Here is a 19832-nt window from a genome sequence, read left to right on the forward strand (position 1 = left end):
GTATCTGTCGCTCGTTCCCGCTCGTGGGCGGGAACTGCGAGGGTCGGAGGGCAAGGTGAGTTTTCAGGCTTATCTCGACAATATCGCAGCCAAGACGGGCAAGACTCCGGACCAGTTCCGCCAATGGGGACGGGACAAGGGCTTTTCAACCGGGACAGGGCTGGCTCCCGGCGCGAAGGCGGGCGCCGTCGTTGCCGCGCTCAAGGACGAGTTCGGCCTTGGTCATGGCCATGCCATGGCGATCGTCGCGCTACTGAAGGGTGCGAAGCGGGAAGGCGAGTCGTGAGCGCGCCCTCTTCCCCTTCGCCGGATTCGGCGCCGCAAGCCTCGGCTCCGCCCCGCGAAGACGACGGTCCAGGCAAGGCCGGCTCCGCGGTCGGCGCCGTGATGAGCGGCCTCGTCATCACCTTCATGCTGTTCGATGCCGGGCTGAAGCTCGTCCCCCTGAACGTCGTGATCGAGACGACAGCCGCGCTGGGCTATCCGCCATCAGCCGGGTTGGCGCGGGGGCTCGGCTTCGTGGCGCTGACCTGCACGGCGCTCTACGCCTTCCCACGAACCGCCGTCCTCGGCGCGATCCTTCTCACCGCCTATATGGGTGGCACCGTCGCCACACATCTACGGGTTGGCAGTCCGATCTTCACCCACATGCTGTTTGGCGTTTATCTCGCCGTTCTTGCATGGGGTGGCCTCTATCTACGCGACGCCGAGATCAGGGCATTGTTGCCGCTGAAGTTGCCATCGGCGGAAGTCTGACATCGACGGAGCGGATCGCAGCACGGTCGCGCATCGCGGCGAGCGCCTGCCGGCGAATATCCGGTGCCGGGGTTTCTGTGTCGAACGTATCGCCCGCGAGCAGGATCGTGTCGGCACCCTGCTCGCGCGCATGCTGCGCGAGGCGACCGATGGCCTCATGCCGCGCCTCTCTCACTTCTAAATTTGGATCTGCTCGAGGAGGGCGGTCTCGATGGCCAAGCCCTGCTGACCTGTCTCGTCCTCGGCTACGAGATCGCGACGCGCGCCGGCATCGCCCTGCACGCCAGCGCCGCCCAGCAATTCGACGCTGGGGCGCGTATCGGGCCTAACGGTAGAGCGTTCGATTTCGTGAGATCAGCAGAGCCTCGCCAAGTCTGACGCGGCTGATTGCATCCTGGGATACGGGGCAAACCTGACCGTCTAGCAACTGCACAAGGTCATGGCCTGCATCACCTTGGCTCGATCCGCTCGGTCGACCCATTCCCGATAGGTACGCGATAGCAGTCGCCCGCGCGATTTGCGGCGCCGCCATGCTCGTTCCCGACATCCGGACAACGCCACCGCTGCGGGTACCAGCAGCAAGCACGCCCTCAAGTGCGGTAGATGCATCTGAGGCAGCGGACAGATGGACTCGCCCCGGACCTGACTGGAGCGATGGGTCGTGGCCGGCAGCGCTGTAGAGAGCGGGGGTTTGAGAAGTTGCCACAAAGCCCCCAACCACCGCCGCTGCGTCGTGGGTCGCAAGACCGTTGAGCGTCCCGAACCGCCGGACGAAAACCCCGGCTGGATTATCTCCAAGCGGCCGATGTCCCGAGGCATCAAACGCCTCGTCTCGTGGATCATCGAAATAACTTTGCCGCGCACCAAGTGCATAGCCGAAAGGGTTGATGTCACGCTGGATGCGGCAGGTAATCGGGCCGTGTTGTACTGCTCTGTACAGGTGCCCGAGCCTCACCGTCCAAGTTCCAGACCGCGATGACGGCAAGGTCGGATTGTCCGGTTCCGTCGGCGCCAACGCAATGACGAAGCGCCACAAGGCCTTGTCATCATCGGTCCGGTAGCGCTCAACGCTGACTTGACCAATCGGATGCTGCCCTGGCGCTCCGGCCGGCATCAGGTCTACATGCCGAATGCTCGATCCCGCGCTTTCGATCGGGCCGTCGTAGACCATATGTCCGACGGGGTCGGTGATCCTGATGAAAACATGGTCGGGGGTTGCCCCGCGCGGCAGCCAGATCTCAAGATAGTTTGATGTCCGATCGTTCGGCTGCAGCCGCCAGGGAATTGCGAAACCGTGGCCGTCGCCAGAGAGCAGATCGGGCGTGATCTCGCCATGGAGACCGCTCAGGAAGTCATTGCCCGCAGGCATGATCAGGTGGGTCGCGCCGCCTCGCGCAACACGCCGGCGGATGAGCGACCGCAAAGCCCGCTCCAGCCGTTCGCCGCCATGGTGCGGCCCGCCATTGAAACCGTAGCTGAAGTTGATGATGAGGGGTAGCGCGGCTCCCTTCCCGAGATAGCGCTCGGCAATCCGATCCGCCCGGTCAAAAATGTAATGGAAGGCGCTCAGGATGAAGGCGTCCTTGCCGAAACTGGCCGTCTCAATCGTGGCCGGGGCTGGCAATTGCACGGCAATCACCCGCAACGCGTCGAGATCGCCCGCCGGAGGAACAGGACGGCTTGGGCTCGGCTTGCTGCCATGGCGGTGACCTGCGGCAGCGTCCAATACATGGGCACCGTGCGTCGCTAATCGGTCGATCGTTGCACCAGCATAGACGCCGCGATCGGGTGAGGCGCGCCGATAGAGCAGGTCTTCGTCGTGCCCATGGGCTTGGATAAGCACGTCAATTGCATCGCTCAGATATTCGCGCCCAAACAGGACTGTCGGCTCCGCAATGCCATCTGCCTCCGCCCCCTGCAGCCAGCAGAACTCCACCCGCGTCGCACCGGCGGCATTCCGCAAATTCTCATGGGCGAAGGCGATCCCGTCATCGATCACCGCCATGATGGCCGCCGGCGGAACAGGTGCGGAGGGGCAAGTCGCGTAGCGTTCGGTGATATTGTCAGGATGGAACCCGAGATGCACAGCCGATCGCGGAATCCGGGAGTTGATGCGGATGCCCGTTTCCTGCGCGGCAGGCCGCTTTGCGTGCTCGGATTTGAGCTGCGAGCAAGCTGAGGCGAGATCGCGCAGGCGGTCCGCCCCCGTGCCTGCAACCGGCTCGGCGGTACGCAGCACGGCCGGACAGAACACCCGCTCAGCGCCGTCAAAGGCAGCGGACCAAAGCGTAGGCAAGAGCACTGCCGGGCTGCTGCTCCCCAACGAACCGTTGTTCGCCAGCCCCGCGGCGATCGCATATGGGTCCGTTCCGGCGGGCCACTCCGCGGTGGCTGCCATGAACGGGCTGTCCGCGACGGTGGCTCCCGCAAACGCATAGGCCGCGCCGGTCCCGTGCGCCCAACGCTCATAGGGACCGATCAATTCTGTGAGGTCATCGGACATTGGAGAACCCCGCTCGGATCTGCGTCGCTGTCGCTTCAGGAGAGCCGAAACTCGTCCAGGCTTTTCCTCCACAACCAGTCGAAGAGACTGCTGCGGCGAACAGGGACTCCACGTCCATCGACGTCACGAGAAAGACCCGTGATTTTCGGATCAGCATGATCCGCTGGGACGCCAGGCCACAGATCCGGCCGGAAAGCGCTCACAGAGAAGTCGATATTCTGAGCGACATAGGTTCGCGGCGTCACTTTGACTGATTTTGCGCCGCAGAGGGCCAAAACAATCTGCCCCACCGCCTCGCCCAGAGCGGCCCCCGCCCAGCTATCGATCGGAAAATGCATGCCTGCCACGGTGCGGTTCACGGCAATCCGTTCGGCCTGCTTGAAGACCAGCCGCGCCAGCCGTTCGGAAGACGGGTAGTGCTTCATCGGCGCCACCGCCTTGAGCAGCCCTTCGATAACAGTTGCGACCGCGAAGGCTTCGGCGGCATGAGCGCTGGGAAAAGTTGCATGGCCGGGCGTTGAGATCATCGGCATCACCGTCGTCCCGAGCCGATCCGGCCGCCGGCACGCGAGATGGTGCTTCGCAACCATCGCGACATGGGAGGTGAGCACCTGCGTGGCGGCGATCAGCTCGAACGTGAACCGATTGCGTGCGGCGTTGAGGCCGAGAATTGTCGCGAAATAATCAATCGGATAGCCGAGTTGGGTCAGGATCTCAGCCGACCGCTCGCCGCGCAGATCCATATATTCCCGTACCAGTGCGACCTGTTCGAGGAAGAGCTCCATCGACGGCCTGTGCAGCGAGAGGAAGGTCGGCCTCTGCCATGAGAAGGAAACAGCCCCGATCCCGCCGCGGGCGTCTGCTCTCCAGTCAAGCTGACGCAGGAATTCGCTGAGATAGAGCGACGCGCGGACCCATCCCTCGAAGCCCGCCAGATTCTCGGGATCGGACATCTTCAAGGAGGACGGCCTCTCAACCGGCCCGCTGCCTGCGGCATGCATGATGGCCTGGCTGCAGATCAGCAGGCCCTGTGCTGTCAGTGGATCGACAGGGCCGCCGCCGATGAAGGCGCCAAGGCCGGTGAGGTTTGTCCCTCCCGTGCCACCGGTTCCGCCAGTCCCACCGGTTCCACCGGTGCCCCCCGTACCACCAGTGCCTCCGGTACCGCCTGTTCCGCCAGTGCCCCCAAGTATCGACATGCCCCCTCCCCCTTCACGGAATCCCGGCCGCACGAAGAGCCGCTGCGGCGTTTCGACCGAATGCGTAATCAGCTGCCGGATGACTGCGCTGATACCCCGCGACAGTGAAATCCGGCTGCCGGCGCAGAAGCTCCTGGCCGGCGACGGCCGCGTCCTGGCCCCGCCCCAGATTGTGCAAAGCGACGATCTTCGTGCGCAGCGTCGATAGATGCCGATCGTTCTGGCTTAAGGAACGATCGGCCAAGTCGAGCGCACGCTGGTGATCGCCCATTGCCAAATGCGCGGTCGCATTCAAAGAGTCGTAGAAGTAACCGAAGGGATCGAGGGGCGAGAGCCGACGCGCGCGTTCCGTAGCCTTGACTGCGGATGCTCCCTCATCGCGGAAAGCATGTAACGCGCCCTTGAGAAGCCAGGACAGGCCAGCGCTCGGGTTTCGCTCCAGCGCCGCCGCATAGCGGGTATCGGCGATATCGAGGCGGCGCAGAAGGTTATTCTGGGCAAAGCCGTCGATGGTCAGGCAGAATGCGTTGTCGGGCTCAAGGTCCAGCGCGCGCGCCGTGCTGTCGAGCGCATGCCGCGTCTCCTGCGCAACATCTGCGCTCCAGCCGTTGAAGACGCTGAGCACGTACCACTTGCCGAGCCAGGCATGAAGCTCGGGCGTATAGGGCGCGCGGCGTGCGGCCTCCTCAAGGAGTTCGCGAGCGCGGGCGAAGTCCCGCAACGTGGCGCGGTGCATGAGCGCTACTCCCGCGATCAGGAGCCAGTGATCGTCGATCGCGGCCGGGACTTTGCTCCGCACATAGACGAGTGCTTGTTCCGCGATCGCGGCTCCGACCGCCGCAACGATGGCCGCAAGACCTTCCGCCGACCCGTCGATGAAACGCTCTGCCGCCTGCATGAACTGGCGGGTCCAGAGGATGCGCCCCGAGCGGGTATCCACGAAATCGGTGTCCAGAACGAGGTTGCCGCCCGATCGACGCAGCGTCCCGGTAACGCAGTAATCTGCCTGCAAGGCATTGCGTACGGCCGCCATGTCGATCTGCGCTGACGCTAGGGCCCGGCAGGACAGATGCGAGATAACCGCGAGCAGATGAGAGCGGCTGAGCGACCGGCAGATCTCCTCGGCGACCCAGTCGCCCAAGACACGCGTCGGATGCTCACCGTCAACGGCCCGAAACGGGAGGACCGCCACGACCGGAAGCAGCGGAGAGAACAGCTCCTGGCTGCCTCTGAACAATCCGGCCAATTGTCCAGGGTTCTGTCGAATGCCGGCCACCCATGCGACAAAACCGGGTTCCCGGATGTCGAGGCCCTCGAGGAACGGGCCGGACGAGACATGCCCGAGAAACCGCACGCGTGAGAGATCCAGGGAGAGATCTGCATTGCTACCCGCGATCAACTCTTCGTAGCTCTTCCCCATGATGTGCCGGAGGTCCGAAAGCGCCCGACGAAGACTTTGCCGCCCCGTGTCATAGCAAGTGGCCCCCCACAGCGTCTCCTGAAGGAACGCGCGCGTGCGACGCCCAAAGGGAGCTGTTGCGAGCAGTGCAAGCAGGGCTCGGTGCTTTGCGCCGGACACAACGAAGCCACCGGCCTCGGCTGACGACACCGTGCACGCTCCGAACAGGTTGATAGTCAGTAATTCTCCCAGCATGACGTAGCGCCCCATACGCTCAACCCCAAGTTATGGCAGCGAGCGGAGCGAAGCCAAGCGGTTTCACAGTTTTTTCACGCGCCGGCGAACGCCGAGGCAGCTAGCCTGATCGGCATGACGAATTCAGCCAAAACGACAGAAAATTTCGGGGCCCGGATCATTCTGGTGCCGCCGCGCGACCTCGCCGATTTCTACTTGCGATGGCCAGAATTTCGGATCGTCGCCACTGAAATCGCCGAACGCGAGACACTCAGCGCGACCGAGCAGGAAGTCATGAAGTGGTTGTTGCGGCTCGCCGACCGGGTCGGGCCACGAGACCTCGCCTGAAAGCAATGTCCATTGAAACCCTGCTGACGCAACTGAAACTCGCACTAGACGAGCACCGTACCGCAGTGACGAAATACGAAGCGCTAGCGAACCGGGAAAAAAGTGCGCGGAAGGCCGCAGAGTTCTATTGGATGGTGCAGTCCCATCGCGTGGCGGCACGGGGTTGTCTGGAAGACATTGAAAAGCTGCTGATCTTGGCCCGTTCGATGCAGCGGAGCAGCCCAATCAAGAACACTTCGGGTGCGGAGCCTACCTCGGCCGCCGCCAACCACGAGAACGGCCGCGATATCGTTGCGCCGATCGAAGCCGCCTGATCGTCTTCGGTATGCTTTCTCAATACCTGAAGCTTTAGGGGCTGAATTTTGCGCTTCTATCTCCTGCTACGCTTATGCCGGCCCGGTTTGAAACATTGTGTACCGCGTGGGGCCATCATGTCGCTGAAGCAAGATTATGGACGTTCCATTTCGAGTTACGACGAGTGCTCCGTGCACCTGCTGAGCGCATTTTTTTGTGTAACAGGCCACACCGAGCAAGACGAACGCCTGCGCAAGGCTATCGAAACGGCGTTGGTCAGTCTCAGCAGGGCTCAGAACACAGCCGCTCCTTCGAACATCATCCAGTTCTGCAAAAGAGATGCGCGCCCGAGCCACCGAGCCTAGCGCCCGCATCGCTGCGGGCCGGTCCTGTCTGGCGTGGCATCTGACCCCATGCCGAGTCCCTCGTGATTGGCCTCGACCTTGCGGTAGCTAAAACCATCAGGCCGAGGCCGACCCAATTTGAACTGCGCAGGGCATTGATGAAGTCAAAGCGAAATCAGCTGCGTTTCATTTCGAGCCTGGCGGAGAGTCTGCGATAGTCCATGGCGCGCAGTTCCCGGCTCCTCGTCTGCTCGCCCACGGATATGGCGAACTCCTCCCAGACCCATTGCACCAGATCGATGATCCGCCAGCGCACGCCCCCGTGGCTGGCGGGAATGGGGCCACTCTCCACGATGGCCGCGAGCGCCTCAGTTCCGGACGATCTGGACCGTCACGCCGTCGATCTTTGCCGCCTCGGAGCGTGTGCCCTCATGGATCGCGGCAAGGGGACGACGCGCTTGGGTGCCAGCCGGCATGACGCGGCATCGAAATCAATCCGAAGCGGCAAGGTTCCCATGGCGAACTCCCTCGTTCGCCATGTTGAATCAGAGCAACGTCGCCTTGAGAAGCCCCGACAGAGTCAGCCTCAGTGAGGCTTGCTATAAGGCCGGCCATTGCGCGTCTCGTAATGCTGCACATCCCTCATCGATCATTCGGTGCGCCTCGAACTGGCGCAATGCCGATGCGCAGATGGAATAGCGTCGACCTGAGGGGCCTGATCGTTTAACATCCGAACTGGAGGTCAGTCGCCCCTCTCATGGCGGTTTCGCTGCCGAGACTGCGATCAGGGTGAGCATTTGCGTTCAGAGAGTAAGGCCTGCCCTTTGTATCATTGGGTCTCGTGCGTTTGTAGCTGACGATCCGGCGGCGCCGCTGTACCCATGGCGGGAGGCGCGTCATGAGGCGAGTTCTACGGAACCTCACTACGGCCTTGACCGTAGCGGTGATGCAAGCTGCGGCTGCTCGTGCGGAGATCGTGATTGGCGCGGCGGGGGCCCTCACGGGGCCCAATGCCTATCAGGGCGATCAACAGCAGCAAGGCGTCGAAATGGCGATCGCCGACCTCAATGCCGGCGGCGGCGTCCTCGGCCAATCGCTGCGGCTCATCTCATTCGACGACGCTTGCGACAGCGGCCAAGCCGTTGCCGTGGCGGGAAGGCTCGCAGCCGCCAAGGTGCCGTTTGTTATCGGGCACCAATGCTCTGGTGCGTCGATCCCGGCAGCCAAGGTCTATGAGGCAGCCGGAATCATTCAAATCTCGGCATCCTCGACCAACCCGCGGCTGACAGAGGAAGGCAGGTCAAACGTCTTTCGCGTCTGCGGCCGCGACGATCAGCAGGGCGCGATCGCTGGCGACTATCTTGCTGAGCGCTGGCGGGATGCCAAGATCGCGATTCTCAGCGATGGTTCTGTCTACGGCAAGGGCCTCGCCGATGAAACGCGGCGACGACTCAACAAGCGAGGTGTTGCGGAGGCACTCTACGAAGATCTCACGCCAGGCCAGAGCGACTATGCCCCGCTCATCGCGAAGTTCCGGGCCGCTGGGGTCGGAATAGTCTATTTCGGCGGTTATTACCAGGAAGCGGCATTGCTGGTCCGCAGCGCGCGGGACCAAGGCTACAAGATGCAACTCGTGTCGGGGGATGGGATTGCCAACGAAGCCTTCGGGGAGGTCACCGGAGAAGCTGGCGAGGGAACCCTGTTCACGTTCTTCCGCGATCCGCGCCGGAATTCTGCCGCCGCGCCGGTTGTGGCCCGCTTCCGCCAGCAGGGCTTCGAGCCCGATGGATATACCCTCTATAGTTACGGAGCCGTCCAGGCCTGGGCGCAAGCGGTGACGAAGGCCGGTTCGCTCGATGTAGTGGCTGTTATCGGCGCGTTGCGCGCGAACGAATTCGACACAATCCTGGGCCGGATCAGCTTCGACGCCAACGGTGACGTAAGGCAATCCGGCTTCGACTGGTATATTTGGCGGGGCGGCAAATACGTGCCCCTGGAATGAGGGAGGGGGTTCAGCCCTCGTGGATCATGCCCATCCGGCCTAGCGTCCGCTGGCGTCTCCTCCTCGCCTTCCTCGGCATTAGCGCCTTTGCCGTTCTCGCGGCTGCCGCGGGCACCTACGCATTCCGCCAGATGGCCTATGTCCTCGAGCGGATCACCGAGCAGCGCGTGCCCTCTGCCCTCACCGCGCTCGATCTGTCGCGGCAGGCCGAGCGCATCGTCGCCGCCGCCCCGACCCTGCTGGGCGCGCGCTCCCAAGGGCAGTACCGAGAGGTCTCCACTGCCATCATGATCGAGGTCGACCGTCTCGAGACCCTGCTCGCCCAGATCAGGCGCGGCGCCGTCGATCCCGGGGCGCTCGCCGCGATGGAGCCGGCGGTCTCGGGGCTCCGTCGAAATCTCACCGCGCTTGCCGGTCTCGTCGCGCGCCGGCTCGACGTGTCGGAGCGCAGGGATGCCCTGGTCCGACGCCTCTCGAACGCCACGGTGGCGGCGCAACGACTGGTGGCTCCGGCCATCGTCGTCATGGATTCCAAGATCGCGGCCCTGCGCCGCGCCGCCTCAGGCGACGGGCCGCCGCCGGCGGACTTCGCGCAGGAGATCGCAGCGAACCTGCCGATGCAGAAGGCGCAACTCGAATTCGCGGCGATCAACGATGGCTTGCTCAAGGTCGCTGCGGCAGAAAGCCCGGCGGATCTCCCGGTCTTGGCCTTTCCGCTGAAGCGCTCGCTGGCGGCGTTGCAAGAGATCGCCGCCGGAATGACGGACCCACGCCTGCGCTCCCGTTTCGAGCAGCGTGTCGCCGACTTCGCAAAGTTGATCGAGGGTCCGGACAGTATCCTCGACACGCGTGGGACCGAACTCGGCCTGGTCGGGGAGGCCGAGCGGCTCCTGTCCGAAAACACGGAGTTGTCGGCGCGGCTGACCGCCGCCGTCGACGCACTCGTCACCGCTGCCGGTCGCGACATCCGAGAGGCTGGAGGGGAGGCGCTCGCGGCGCAGCGCATCGGTCGCGGCGTGCTCCTCGGCGTCGTCGCGCTGAGCCTCCTGAGCTCGCTCCTCATCGTCTGGCTCTACGTCGACCGCAATCTCGTCGCACGACTGAGGGCCCTGAGCGACAGCATGATGGCCATTGCCGGTGGCAACCTGCGGGCCCCTTTGCCCTCCGACAGTGCGGACGAGATCGGACGCATGGCGAAGGCGCTCGCGGTGTTCCGGGACACTGCGATTGAGATTGAGGAGAAGAATTTGCGCGAGGTTGCCAACGCCCGGCAGCATCTGATCGACGCCATCGAGAGCATCAATGAAGGATTCGCGTTTTACGACGAACAGGATCGCCTTGTTCTGTACAACAGCCGCTATCAGGACCTCCTCTATCCGGAAACCGATATCGCCATGGTCCCCGGGACGACCTTCGAGGACGTGATTCGGCGCGCCGCGGAGCTCGGCCTCATCGAGGAAGCCAAGGGGCGGGTCGAAGCCTGGGTCACGGAGAGGCTGGTGCGTCACCGCAATCCGCTCGGCGCCGAGATCCAGCATCGCGCCGGCGACCGCTGGATCCAGGTGAGCGAACGCCGGATCGCCGGTGGCGGGACTGTCGCCGTCTACACCGACATCACCGCGATCAAACGCCACGCGGCGCAACTGGAGCTCGCCCGCGATCAGGCCATGGACGCCACGCGGGCGAAGAGCCAATTCCTCACCAACATGAGTCATGAGCTCAGGACGCCCCTGAATGCGATCATAGGCATCACCGAGATGCTGAAGGAGGAGGCCGAAGAGGACGGCGACGCCTCCCTGGTCGAGCCGCTCGACCGGATCCACCACGCCGGCACGCATCTCCTAGCCCTGATCAACGAGATCCTCGATCTCGCAAAGATCGAGGCTGGCAAATTCGAGCTTCATCCTGAGGAAATCGATCTCGCAGCGTTGATGGCCGACATCTCGCACACCACCGAGGCTCTCGCCTCCCGGAACGGCAATCAGCTCGTCGTCGAAGTTGAACGAGATCTCGGGACGGCCCGGGCCGATCCCATCCGCCTCCGTCAAGTGGTGCTCAACCTCCTGAGCAACGCCTGCAAGTTCACCAATCGCGGAACCGTGATCCTACGGGCGGGCCGAGTGGCCGGACCGGCCGGAGACCGGCTCATGATCGCCGTGCAGGACACCGGCATCGGGATGACCGACGAGCAGGTCCGCAAGCTCTTCGAGGAATTCAGCCAAGCGGATAGTTCGACGACGCGGAAATACGGGGGAACTGGGCTCGGCCTCGCCATCAGTCGCCGGCTGTGTCGTCTGATGGGCGGCGACATCGCAGTGACAAGTACCGCGGGCGTCGGCAGCACCTTCACCGTGACGTTGCCCGCAGTGGCGGGCAATTTGACCGGGACCATGGCTCCGGCTCCGCCCCCGAATAGGCCCATCGGGCAGAGCCGACGCGCGCTGGTGATTGATGACGAGGAGACGACGCGGGACCTCTTACGGCGAATCCTCGTTCGTGACGGCTTCGATGTGGTGACGGCCGAGGACGGCCGGGCGGGGATCGAACTTGCCCGGCAGGTCAAGCCCTCGCTGATCACCCTCGACGTGCTGATGCCGGGGCTCGATGGCTGGAGCGTCCTGCAGGAGCTCAAGCGCGACGACGACCTCGGCGACATTCCCGTCCTCATGGTCACCATCGTTGACGAGGAGAATCGGGGCTATGCCCTCGGCGCCGCGGCCTATCTGACCAAGCCGGTTGACCGGGACCGCCTGAGGAGAGCGCTTGTCTCCTGCCACCCCGGCCTTGCCAGCCGGCGGGTCCTGATCGTCGAGGACGACGACCATACGCGCGCGCGGCTCTCACGCATCCTGCGCGAAGACGGGTGGGAAGTGGCCGAGGCCGAGAATGGGCGTGTGGCGCTCGATCGGTTGGCCAAGGCGCACCCGGACGTCGTCCTTCTCGACCTGATGATGCCCGAGATGGATGGCTTTGAGTTCGTCGACGAGATTCGTCGACACGAGGAGACGCGCCGTTTGCCCGTGATTGTGCTCACCGCCGCCGACCTCGATGCGGAGGGGCATCGTCGCCTCAGCGGCGGCGTCAGGCGGATTCTGCGCAAGAGCGCCGGCGGACGGGAGGAGCTTCTTGCCACACTGCGGGAGGCCATTGCTGACCGCCTGCGGCCCGTCAGCGGAAACGAACGGGAACGGGCATGAGCAGGATCCTGTACGTCGAGGACAATGAGGACAACGTGTACATGCTGTCTCGTCGCCTGCGGAAACACGGGTTCGAAATCAGCGTTGCGTCCGACGGTGAGCAGGGCGTCGCGATGGCCCGCGCCGAGAAGCCAGACCTGATCCTGATGGATCTCAGCCTGCCACGCCTCGATGGCTGGGAGGCATCGCGCCTGCTGAAGCATGCGCCTGACACGTGTTCCATCCCGATCATCGCGTTGTCGGCACATGCGATGGCTGGCGACCGGGAGCGGGCGCTCGCCGCCGGCTGCGACGACTACGATGCCAAGCCGGTCGTCCTCGAGAGCCTCCTGACGAAGATCCGGGCGCTTCTGCGGTGTCGGAGCGATCCATGATCAGCGGCGATGTGCGCATCCTGGTCGTCGACGACAACGAGGACAACCGGTATACGCTGGCCCGGCGGCTGCGGCGCGAGGGATGGGCCGATCTGGTTATGGCCGAGAATGGGCGCGAGGCCCTGGACAGGATCGCGAACGAGCGGTTCGACCTCGTTCTCCTCGACATCATGATGCCTGAGGTCAATGGGTATGAAGTACTGGAGCGGCTCAAGGCGGATCCGGGAACCCGCGATATCCCCATCCTGATGATCTCGGCGCTGTCGGAGATCGAGAGCGTTGTCCGCTGCATTGAACTTGGCGCCGAGGATTACCTGCCCAAGCCCTTCAACCCGGTGCTGCTAAAGGCTCGGATCGGCGCTTGCCTGGAGAAGAAGCGGCTGCACGATCGGGAACTAAGCTACATCGCTGAGATCGAGCGGCAGCGGCGCCGCGCCGAAGACCTTCTGCACGCCATCCTCCCGGCACAGGCGGTGGCCGAACTCGAGAGTTCGCAGACCGTGACGCCGCGCCGATATGATGATGTCGTGGTTGTCTTCGCGGACGTCGTCGGCTTTACCGCGCTCTGCGATCTGCTCGCGCCTGAGGCGGTCGTGGCGAATCTTCACCTGCTTGCCTCGACATTCGAGGACGTCGCGGCGGAGTACGGCCTCGAGAAGATCAAGACCCTTGGCGACGGGCTGCTCGCCACCGCTGGGCTACTGCTACCCAATCCAGATCCCGTGATGGCGAGCATCGGGTGCGCGGCAGCTACCATCGGCGCGGCGCGTCGGCTGCCGACACCTTGGGATGTGCGGGTCGGCATTCATATCGGCCCCGTGGTTGCCGGCGTCGTCGGCCGGCAGAAGTTCAGCTTCGATATCTGGGGTGACACCGTGAATGTCGCCGCCCGCCTCGCCAGCTACGGCACAAGCGCCGGCATCCACATGAGCGCCGCCGCCTGGAAGCAGGTCGACGCTCGTGTGAAGGGTGAACCGTTGGGACTGGTTCCGATCAAGGGCAAGGGCGATTTGGAAGTCTATCGTATTGCGCTTCCCGATTAAGTGTTTCGTCTGAACTGCGCTGTGGATGGGAGGCTCAATAGTGATCCACGACGGAGGCTCGCTCCCTCACCGGCCCTCACCCTCATCAATGGGCTTCAGTGATCCAACCGAACATCCAAAAACGCTGTTTTGTGATAGGTTTGGCGGCAAAGATCGGCGGCGTGACGGTCCAGATCGTCCGGGACTGCGGCGCTTGCGGCCATCGTGGAGAGTGGCCCCATTCCTGTCAGCCACGGGGTCGTGCGCTGGCGGATCATCGACCTGGTGCAATGGGTCTGGGAGGAGTTCGCCATATCCGTGAGCGAGCAGACGATGAGCCGGGAACTGCGCACTATCGGATAGGCGCCGACGCATCGGTGCGCTTGCCGAGGGAGTGGAGTCGATCGGTCGCGTACGTCCGCCTCCGAGAAGCTCATGCGTACCTTTGCGCGTCCGTTTAGGGCGCGATCCGGACATCCGAGAGGTGCCCCGCGAACTTCAGCAAACAACCCCCAAGGCGGTCATTTGGGTCCGGCAAATGCTCACGGCTGTGTTGCGCCAACAGCATACGTAATCGGGCGGACCCGCGAGGGGCCAAGCTCCCATTAGGATCTCGGCAGGTCCGAGACGAAGGGAGACGAGATGTTCTACGCTGCGCTGGATGTGTCGCTGCGCGGTGGCGGTCTGCATCATCGACCATGACGGTAAGATTTGTTTCGAGCGCTCGGTGCGCTCCGACGTGCCGGATGGAGCAGCGATAGCGCAGGCAGATATCCGGGATTGGCAAATCGTCAGGCAACCCGTCCAGGCTGATCTCGACGCACCGAACACATGGATTGCACCAAATCTCAGCGCGCGTGTGGCTCCTCTCACACGCTGCGGGTAACCGCGCGCGCCCCCTTTTTTAGGGTCGCGGCCGGGCTGAGGACTCGTTGATCAGAGCCAGAAGACGAGCGACTGGTCGAGGTCTCACATCAGGGCTGGAAGCATTCGCACCGGCTGGTTTTGTCGGACGAAGGGCTGCTGGCCGCGCTGCAGAATCATGACGTCGATGGCGTCAGCGAACTCGCGATTGCGAACAAGAATCCTTAGGCTGGTATAGGCTGGGACAGGCCCTGATTGCACAGGTCCCGCGATCGCGCCCAATGAGCTCGGCTCGCTTCGCCGATGGAGGCGACGCTCAGTGCAAATTGGTCATGCCATGCATTTGCAGGGCTTCGACCACGCCGTCAAATATCAGGCCGCCCCCGATCGCGGAAACAAAGAACCCGACAATGCGCGTGATAGCATCGATCCCCATCGGGCCGATTCTTTGCGTAAGCTTCTCGGCATAGAGCAAGCAGAGATAGGTCGTGAACATCGTCGCGACGATTGCCGCTGATATGGCGATGAACGAGAGGATCTCCTTGGATGAATCCTTGATCGTCGCAGTCATCCCGATGATCGTGGCGATGCCGCCGGGACCGAACATGATCGGCATTGCCAGCGGCACGAAAGCGATATTCGCCTCGTCGGTGTCGGCGTCCGAGAGGCCCAGATCGTCGCCCGATTTCCTGGGCATGAACAGCTCGAAGCCGATTTTCATCAGGATGATGCCGCCGACGACCCGCACCATGCTGAGTGGGACACCGAAAATCCGAAGCAGAAGCGTTCCGAAAATGAAGAAGAAGAAGCAAAGCAATAGCGCATAGACAGAGGCTTTCAGGGCAACCGTGCGGTGCGTTGCGCTATCCTTACCGGACAATAGCTTGAGGAAGACAGGCAGGACCTCGAACGGATTGATGATGGCAAGCAAGGTCGTGAAAGTGCCCACGAAGAGAGAAAGCTCGCTTCTCATCCGCATCTCCCCTCCGGTTGCGTGTACGCGCAGCCTGTATTGTCAGGAGGCCGCTTCCGATCGGCGCCCGGGCGCGAGGCCGATCCGCATGCGCGCGCCAGCAAAGCCGTCGATCCAGTCCACCGAGCCGGAGCGGGCGATCGCCACGTTGCGCCCGAAGCTGAGGTCGCCGACGTCGACGGTCGCGCCCGCATCGAAGAGAGATCGGCGCGGGCGGCGCCGAGCCCGAGGATTATCGACAAGGTGAAGCCGCAGGCCTTCGCGTGGCTGAGTGTCATCGCAATCCCCATTTTTGCGATTCATGCTGCGAATTCCACGACCAGCATCCGCCGAACACTGCTCCCGCTCAATGCGCAACTTGCTTCCCACCGCAAAGCAGCGATGGGTGTGACATATTTACTTATCCGGTCTGCCCGAATTCGACGTCGAAATCACTCGCCTTGCCGGCATGGACCTGGATTTGCTGCTTTTACACGGCCCGTGGCAAGAATGATCCGACGAATTCGTGTCGGCTTCGTGAGAAAATTACCGGCACATTCGTCGTCGCCCGGATTTGCTTCGAACAGGATCGCAGCCTCAACGCACCGAATACTGGCGCAGGTACAGCGGAGACTCGCCGCGACCTTCGCTGCATGTATCCTGAAAGCAACACAGATTTAGATTTGCGCATAGTGAGCAGCCCTTAATCTGGCGCGCCAAAGGGAACTCTGTTCCACTGTTTTCTGGCAGTCTGGACTTCAGGCGGAGCGCATCATGACTGGACGACGCACAGGCTGCGGGCGGTTGGGACTGAGGCTCGCGCTCGCCATCTCAATTGGCTTGGCAAGCTCCTTCGCCATTGCACAGGAGGAGCGCGAGAAAAGCACCGACGATCTGGCCAAGGCGGCGCAGAACCCCGTTGCCGACATGATCAGCGTGCCTTTCCAGAACAACTTCAACTTCAACGTCGGCCCACACAAGCAACTGCAGAACGTCCTCAATATCCAGCCCGTGATCCCGATCACGCTCAACAAGGACTGGAACCTGATCACGCGCTGGATCACGCCGGTGATCGCGCAACCGGCCCTGACGGTGACTGGCGAGCGCGAGTTCGGCCTCGGCGACATCAACCCGAGCTTCTTCTTCTCGCCCAAACAGCCGACGCACGGCATCATCTGGGGCATCGGTCCGACCTTCGTGTTCCCGACCGGCACCGACAAGACCCTCACGGCCGGCAAGTACTCGGCCGGGCCGGCCTTCGTCGCCCTGGCTATCGAAGGCCCCTGGGTGGTCGGCATCCTCGTCAACAACGTCTGGTCCTTCGCCGGCAAGAGCAACCGCAGCGCGGTCAATGCGATGACGCTGCAGCCCTTCGTGAACTACAATTTCCACGGAGGCTGGTATTTGACGTCGTCTCCGATCATCACCGCCAACTGGGAGGCCGGCCATGGCGACCGCTGGACGGTGCCGATCGGAGGCGGTTTTGGGCGCGTATTCAAGATCGGCAAACAGCCTGTTAACGCGCAGCTCGCAGCCTATTATAACGTCGCAAAGCCCAGCGGCGGCGCCGACTGGCAGCTCAGAGCCCAGCTCCAGTTCCTGTTCCCGAAATAGCACCGCGAACAAGCGAGATCGCCTCCCGTTCTGGGTCGCGCGCCGAATTTGGTCGGGGCGCGGGTGGCCTCCGGCCGTCCAAGATGCGTCTGGCAGCGCTCTTCGACCTAACGCAGGAGGTGCCGGGCCAAATGGCCGATGACGAAAGTGACGACATCCCATCCATCGATCTGCACACCACCAAGGGTCATGTTGGTGTCTTCGTTGGGGGGCAGTCAGTCAATCGAAGAGGGCTAATGATCGGCAGCAGGCGATGCACGGTGCAGTGCGTCGGCGAGCTGTCGACGCGGAGACCGCAGATCTCGCCGCCTCTCCCATTGCTCTCATTGCGAGATCCGGCGGTGCACCCTGGACTCGGGCGCGGAGGCCAAGGCAATGTCAGAGGCGCGCGATAATGGGTCAGCCTACCAGGGCAGGATACTAGCCCGTGGAGCAGGTTCCCTTTTCCCATCGCGACAATCGGGTTAGCCCTTGGGTCTCCGCGCCAAGGCGCGATATGCTGCCGGAGAATGGGACTTTCGGCGGGTGAGGCCCCCGGGGTAGCAACGACCGAGATTTCAGGCCGCCTTTTTCCACTTGGAGCGTCAATCACTCTGGCGGGTACTGCACTCCCCCGGATCAATCCATCACAGGAAGGTGAAGCCGCATCTCAGTTTATTTAGGAACAGAACGATCTGACCTTTTGCGAGAAGCGCCACCCGTCGAGGAAACAGCACGAGCTAGATCAAACCCTTTGAGGAGGAAGGTCATGCGAACTGTGTCGCGTCTGCTGGCCACGCTGTCCCTGTCGGCGACCCTGATCAGTCCGACCGCCTTTGCTAGCGGTTTCGAGTGCGGCTGGCGGCCCAGCGCCGATATCCCAGCCGGGGCACAGGATATAGTCTCAATGCTGCCGGTTTCGGACCAGCTCGACCATCCGGCTTCCCTCAATGCCACGGTCGACAAGCTGCGCGAGCAGGGGCTGAGCAATACAATGATCGTCGACAGTTTAATCGGCGCCTATTGTCCGCTGGTGGCAAAGGACATGATGCTGAACGACGCACAGAAGACTGCCCGGATGCAGAGCTTTAGCCTGAAGGCCACGCGCGCCGTCTACGCAATCGAAAGCGCCGAGCGCATCTTCCTCGATGTGCCGCTCAGGCCGGACGTCGTCGACGCGGTCAATGCCAAAGCGCGGGCGGCGGGACTGTCCCCCCAGGACTGGGTGGCGCAGGCGATAGGCAAGGTGCTGGCGGCGCAGCCATGAACGATCCGGCTTCCCCCAAAACAGGAGCGACACAGAACAATCAATGGCGGCCGGAATTGACGGTCTCCAGTTCGTCAGCTTGATTACGAACTGACTGGAACGGGCGTTCCAGGATTTGACGCTCGCCGTAGCCCGGCAACCCTATCCGGCGTTGTGGGGCGTCGAGCGACCGTTCCTGTGGGGTTTGCGCGACAATCCCTAACTCGTGACCCGAGAGCCTGATCCTCGTCCGGTCTGAGGGAGACTCCTGGGTTTCATTTCTGGCCTTAGGCGGCCTGTTTTTCCAGGCCGGATTTGAGTGCGAACTCGGCGGGCGTCATGTTGCTGAGGGGCGTCGTCCGTCTTCTTGAATGGCGGGCACTACCCAAGTCTGGGGGAGGATCAGGGGCTCACGTCACCAGTCATCCGCAACGGGTGACACAAGCAGGGGCGCGTCGCGTGGCCTCGGTCGCCTTTACCCGTTGAACGGGCGTCGGATCCGAGGCCTAATGCCAGGCTGGACGGTGAAACCTGCATACGAACAGACAGAGCTGCGACGAGCTCATCTCCTGCCAGACAGGACAAAGAATTTTGCGATTGCTTGCGCGCCTATTCCAGAGATTGCTCATTTTCTGCCTGGGCGCATTCAGCGTCTGGCTGATCGTCTTCGTCGTATTCGATACGGCGGACCACCGACTTCCATGGATCCTAGCAGTAAGCCTCACTTACGGGCTGGCAGCCTATGTCATTTTGCCAACCGTGGTCCGAATGGGGCTGAAGGTTCTTCACCGGAAACTTATCCCTAGATACACGATCACCGGAGATGGCTTGCCCGGCGATCCGGTAAACCTCGTCCTCATCGGCACCCTTCAACAACTCTGCGATGCGTTTGCAACGGCGGGTTGGTCAACAGCGGATCGTTTGGGAATCGCGAGTTCGTGGCGAATGATACGCGCGTTTTTACTCAACTCTCCGTATCCCACAGCTCCTTTCAGCTCCCTCTATCTCTTTGGACGGAGGCAGGACATAGGTTTCCAAGAGCCCATCAACAACAGCCCGCGCAAGCGCCATCACGTCCGTTTCTGGGCGTTGAGCCTCGCCCACTCGGAGGACGATATGGCAGCGGCGAGATTCTGGTTGAACACGGATAAACCGTCGACCGATCAGCGCGTACTTTGGGTTGGGGCGGGCACCAGAGACACCGGCCTATCACTGGCCCGACTAACGCTCCAAGTGACCCATGCGACCGATTCAGACACGAATGCGGAACGCAACTACGTCATCACCCAGTTAAAGGCAAAGCGGGTGATCGGGGAGGTCGCATTGCACCAATCCGGATCACGGTTGCAGACCGGAAAGGTTAACCACTACATTACCGATGGCGAGATCGCCTTCGCCAGCCTGATAGAAAATTGAACAAGGATCTGTACGACCGCTACTCTCGCTCGGATTCGTGGATCCGCGCTGGGAATCGGTGGGCACCGAAGCCGGCAGTCGAGCTCGAA

18 protein-coding genes and 2 pseudogenes are annotated in these 19832 nt (G+C 62.7%); 13 read left to right on the plus strand and 7 right to left on the minus strand.

Features of this window, described 5'->3' with window-relative positions:
• Window positions 1-55 precede the first annotated feature (55 nt).
• Both FQV39_RS14905 and FQV39_RS14910 read left to right on the plus strand, forming a co-directional pair.
• Complete coding sequence (locus FQV39_RS14905) at window positions 56-286, plus strand: DUF4287 domain-containing protein (RefSeq protein ID WP_149131011.1); 231 nt, start codon at window positions 56-58, stop codon at window positions 284-286.
• Between the two features lie 101 nt (window positions 287-387).
• A complete protein-coding gene (locus FQV39_RS14910; protein ID WP_149133855.1) occupies window positions 388-756 on the plus strand; it encodes a DoxX family protein in 369 nt (122 codons plus the stop codon).
• 4 nt (window positions 757-760) lie between these two features.
• Here the strand turns inward: FQV39_RS14910 and FQV39_RS33720 are convergent.
• From FQV39_RS33720 to FQV39_RS14935, 4 genes and pseudogenes are all read right to left on the minus strand, one after another.
• Window positions 761-931, minus strand: a pseudogene (locus tag FQV39_RS33720) (metallophosphoesterase family protein); the annotation flags it as partial.
• Window positions 932-1081: 150 nt separating this feature from the next.
• The gene (locus FQV39_RS14925; protein WP_149131013.1) at window positions 1082-3259 is read right to left on the minus strand and encodes a S8/S53 family peptidase; all 2178 of its coding nucleotides are present in this window, start codon (window positions 3257-3259) and stop codon (window positions 1082-1084) included.
• Window positions 3260-3294: 35 nt separating this feature from the next.
• Window positions 3295-4212 (minus strand): phosphatase PAP2 family protein, encoded by a 918-nt coding sequence (locus FQV39_RS14930; protein WP_248313406.1) that lies wholly within the window; start codon window positions 4210-4212, stop codon window positions 3295-3297.
• A 259-nt stretch (window positions 4213-4471) separates the two neighbouring features.
• Window positions 4472-6127, minus strand: a complete 1656-nt coding sequence (locus FQV39_RS14935) for a tetratricopeptide repeat protein (protein ID WP_248313014.1) — start codon at window positions 6125-6127, stop codon at window positions 4472-4474.
• Between the two features lie 99 nt (window positions 6128-6226).
• Here FQV39_RS14935 and FQV39_RS14940 point away from each other — a divergent pair, with 99 nt between their 5' ends.
• Window positions 6227-6439: a hypothetical protein gene (locus tag FQV39_RS14940; RefSeq protein WP_149131015.1), complete on the plus strand. Its 213-nt coding sequence runs from the start codon at window positions 6227-6229 to the stop codon at window positions 6437-6439.
• 5 nt (window positions 6440-6444) lie between these two features.
• Window positions 6445-6753 (plus strand): hypothetical protein, encoded by a 309-nt coding sequence (locus FQV39_RS14945; RefSeq protein ID WP_149131016.1) that lies wholly within the window; start codon window positions 6445-6447, stop codon window positions 6751-6753.
• A gap of 499 nt (window positions 6754-7252) precedes the next feature.
• Here FQV39_RS14945 and FQV39_RS34400 read toward each other — a convergent pair whose 3' ends face one another.
• A complete protein-coding gene (locus FQV39_RS34400) occupies window positions 7253-7429 on the minus strand; it encodes a winged helix-turn-helix domain-containing protein (RefSeq protein ID WP_187639935.1) in 177 nt (58 codons plus the stop codon).
• A gap of 546 nt (window positions 7430-7975) precedes the next feature.
• Here FQV39_RS34400 and FQV39_RS14955 point away from each other — a divergent pair.
• From FQV39_RS14955 to FQV39_RS33725, 6 genes and pseudogenes are all read left to right on the plus strand, one after another.
• Window positions 7976-9079 (plus strand): branched-chain amino acid ABC transporter substrate-binding protein, encoded by a 1104-nt coding sequence (locus FQV39_RS14955; protein WP_149131017.1) that lies wholly within the window; start codon window positions 7976-7978, stop codon window positions 9077-9079.
• A 131-nt stretch (window positions 9080-9210) separates the two neighbouring features.
• Window positions 9211-9564: pseudogene (locus FQV39_RS34405) on the plus strand (adenylate/guanylate cyclase domain-containing protein); the annotation flags it as partial.
• Between the two features lie 174 nt (window positions 9565-9738).
• A complete protein-coding gene (locus FQV39_RS14960) occupies window positions 9739-12276 on the plus strand; it encodes a response regulator (RefSeq protein WP_187639936.1) in 2538 nt (845 codons plus the stop codon).
• Window positions 12273-12650 (plus strand): response regulator, encoded by a 378-nt coding sequence (locus FQV39_RS14965; RefSeq protein ID WP_149131019.1) that lies wholly within the window; start codon window positions 12273-12275, stop codon window positions 12648-12650. The genes FQV39_RS14960 and FQV39_RS14965 overlap by 4 nt, the downstream gene beginning before the upstream one ends.
• Window positions 12647-13693 (plus strand): adenylate/guanylate cyclase domain-containing protein, encoded by a 1047-nt coding sequence (locus FQV39_RS14970; RefSeq protein ID WP_149131020.1) that lies wholly within the window; start codon window positions 12647-12649, stop codon window positions 13691-13693. Before FQV39_RS14965 ends, FQV39_RS14970 begins: the two co-directional genes overlap by 4 nt.
• A 240-nt stretch (window positions 13694-13933) precedes the next feature.
• Window positions 13934-14035, plus strand: a complete 102-nt coding sequence (locus tag FQV39_RS33725) for a winged helix-turn-helix domain-containing protein (RefSeq protein WP_187639937.1) — start codon at window positions 13934-13936, stop codon at window positions 14033-14035.
• Between the two features lie 817 nt (window positions 14036-14852).
• Here FQV39_RS33725 and FQV39_RS14980 read toward each other — a convergent pair.
• Window positions 14853-15509 carry a MarC family protein gene (locus FQV39_RS14980; RefSeq protein ID WP_149131021.1) on the minus strand — a complete coding sequence of 219 codons (657 nt, stop codon included), beginning with the start codon at window positions 15507-15509 and terminating at the stop codon, window positions 14853-14855.
• 42 nt (window positions 15510-15551) lie between these two features.
• Window positions 15552-15866: a hypothetical protein gene (locus tag FQV39_RS14985; RefSeq protein WP_149131022.1), complete on the minus strand. Its 315-nt coding sequence runs from the start codon at window positions 15864-15866 to the stop codon at window positions 15552-15554.
• 396 nt (window positions 15867-16262) lie between these two features.
• Between FQV39_RS14985 and FQV39_RS14990 the strand changes: the two genes are divergently transcribed.
• The 3 genes from FQV39_RS14990 (at window position 16263) to FQV39_RS15000 (ending at window position 19743) form a co-directional block, all read left to right on the plus strand.
• Complete coding sequence (locus tag FQV39_RS14990; RefSeq protein WP_149131023.1) at window positions 16263-17102, plus strand: hypothetical protein; 840 nt, start codon at window positions 16263-16265, stop codon at window positions 17100-17102.
• A 748-nt stretch (window positions 17103-17850) separates the two neighbouring features.
• Window positions 17851-18348, plus strand: a complete 498-nt coding sequence (locus FQV39_RS14995; RefSeq protein WP_149131024.1) for a hypothetical protein — start codon at window positions 17851-17853, stop codon at window positions 18346-18348.
• A gap of 570 nt (window positions 18349-18918) precedes the next feature.
• Window positions 18919-19743 (plus strand): LssY C-terminal domain-containing protein, encoded by an 825-nt coding sequence (locus FQV39_RS15000; protein ID WP_149131025.1) that lies wholly within the window; start codon window positions 18919-18921, stop codon window positions 19741-19743.
• The last annotated feature ends 89 nt before the right edge of the window (window positions 19744-19832 follow it).

Source organism: Bosea sp. F3-2 (genome assembly GCF_008253865.1).
GTDB lineage: Bacteria > Pseudomonadota > Alphaproteobacteria > Rhizobiales > Beijerinckiaceae > Allobosea.

What these genes read in the sequence shown, in the direction of transcription:
- FQV39_RS14935 (WP_248313014.1), bottom strand. Translation starts at nt 6,127, where the DNA reads ATGGGGCGCTACGTCATGCTGGGAGAATTACTGACTATCAACCTGTTC.
- FQV39_RS14970 (WP_149131020.1), top strand. Translation starts at nt 12,647, where the DNA reads ATGATCAGCGGCGATGTGCGCATCCTGGTCGTCGACGACAACGAGGAC.
- FQV39_RS14965 (WP_149131019.1), top strand. Translation starts at nt 12,273, where the DNA reads ATGAGCAGGATCCTGTACGTCGAGGACAATGAGGACAACGTGTACATG.
- FQV39_RS14995 (WP_149131024.1), top strand. Translation starts at nt 17,851, where the DNA reads ATGCGAACTGTGTCGCGTCTGCTGGCCACGCTGTCCCTGTCGGCGACC.
- FQV39_RS14955 (WP_149131017.1), top strand. Translation starts at nt 7,976, where the DNA reads ATGAGGCGAGTTCTACGGAACCTCACTACGGCCTTGACCGTAGCGGTG.
- FQV39_RS14910 (WP_149133855.1), top strand. Translation starts at nt 388, where the DNA reads ATGAGCGGCCTCGTCATCACCTTCATGCTGTTCGATGCCGGGCTGAAG.
- FQV39_RS14990 (WP_149131023.1), top strand. Translation starts at nt 16,263, where the DNA reads ATGACTGGACGACGCACAGGCTGCGGGCGGTTGGGACTGAGGCTCGCG.
- FQV39_RS14940 (WP_149131015.1), top strand. Translation starts at nt 6,227, where the DNA reads ATGACGAATTCAGCCAAAACGACAGAAAATTTCGGGGCCCGGATCATT.
- FQV39_RS14945 (WP_149131016.1), top strand. Translation starts at nt 6,445, where the DNA reads ATGTCCATTGAAACCCTGCTGACGCAACTGAAACTCGCACTAGACGAG.
- FQV39_RS14930 (WP_248313406.1), bottom strand. Translation starts at nt 4,212, where the DNA reads ATGTCCGATCCCGAGAATCTGGCGGGCTTCGAGGGATGGGTCCGCGCG.
- FQV39_RS14980 (WP_149131021.1), bottom strand. Translation starts at nt 15,509, where the DNA reads ATGAGAAGCGAGCTTTCTCTCTTCGTGGGCACTTTCACGACCTTGCTT.
- FQV39_RS14925 (WP_149131013.1), bottom strand. Translation starts at nt 3,259, where the DNA reads ATGTCCGATGACCTCACAGAATTGATCGGTCCCTATGAGCGTTGGGCG.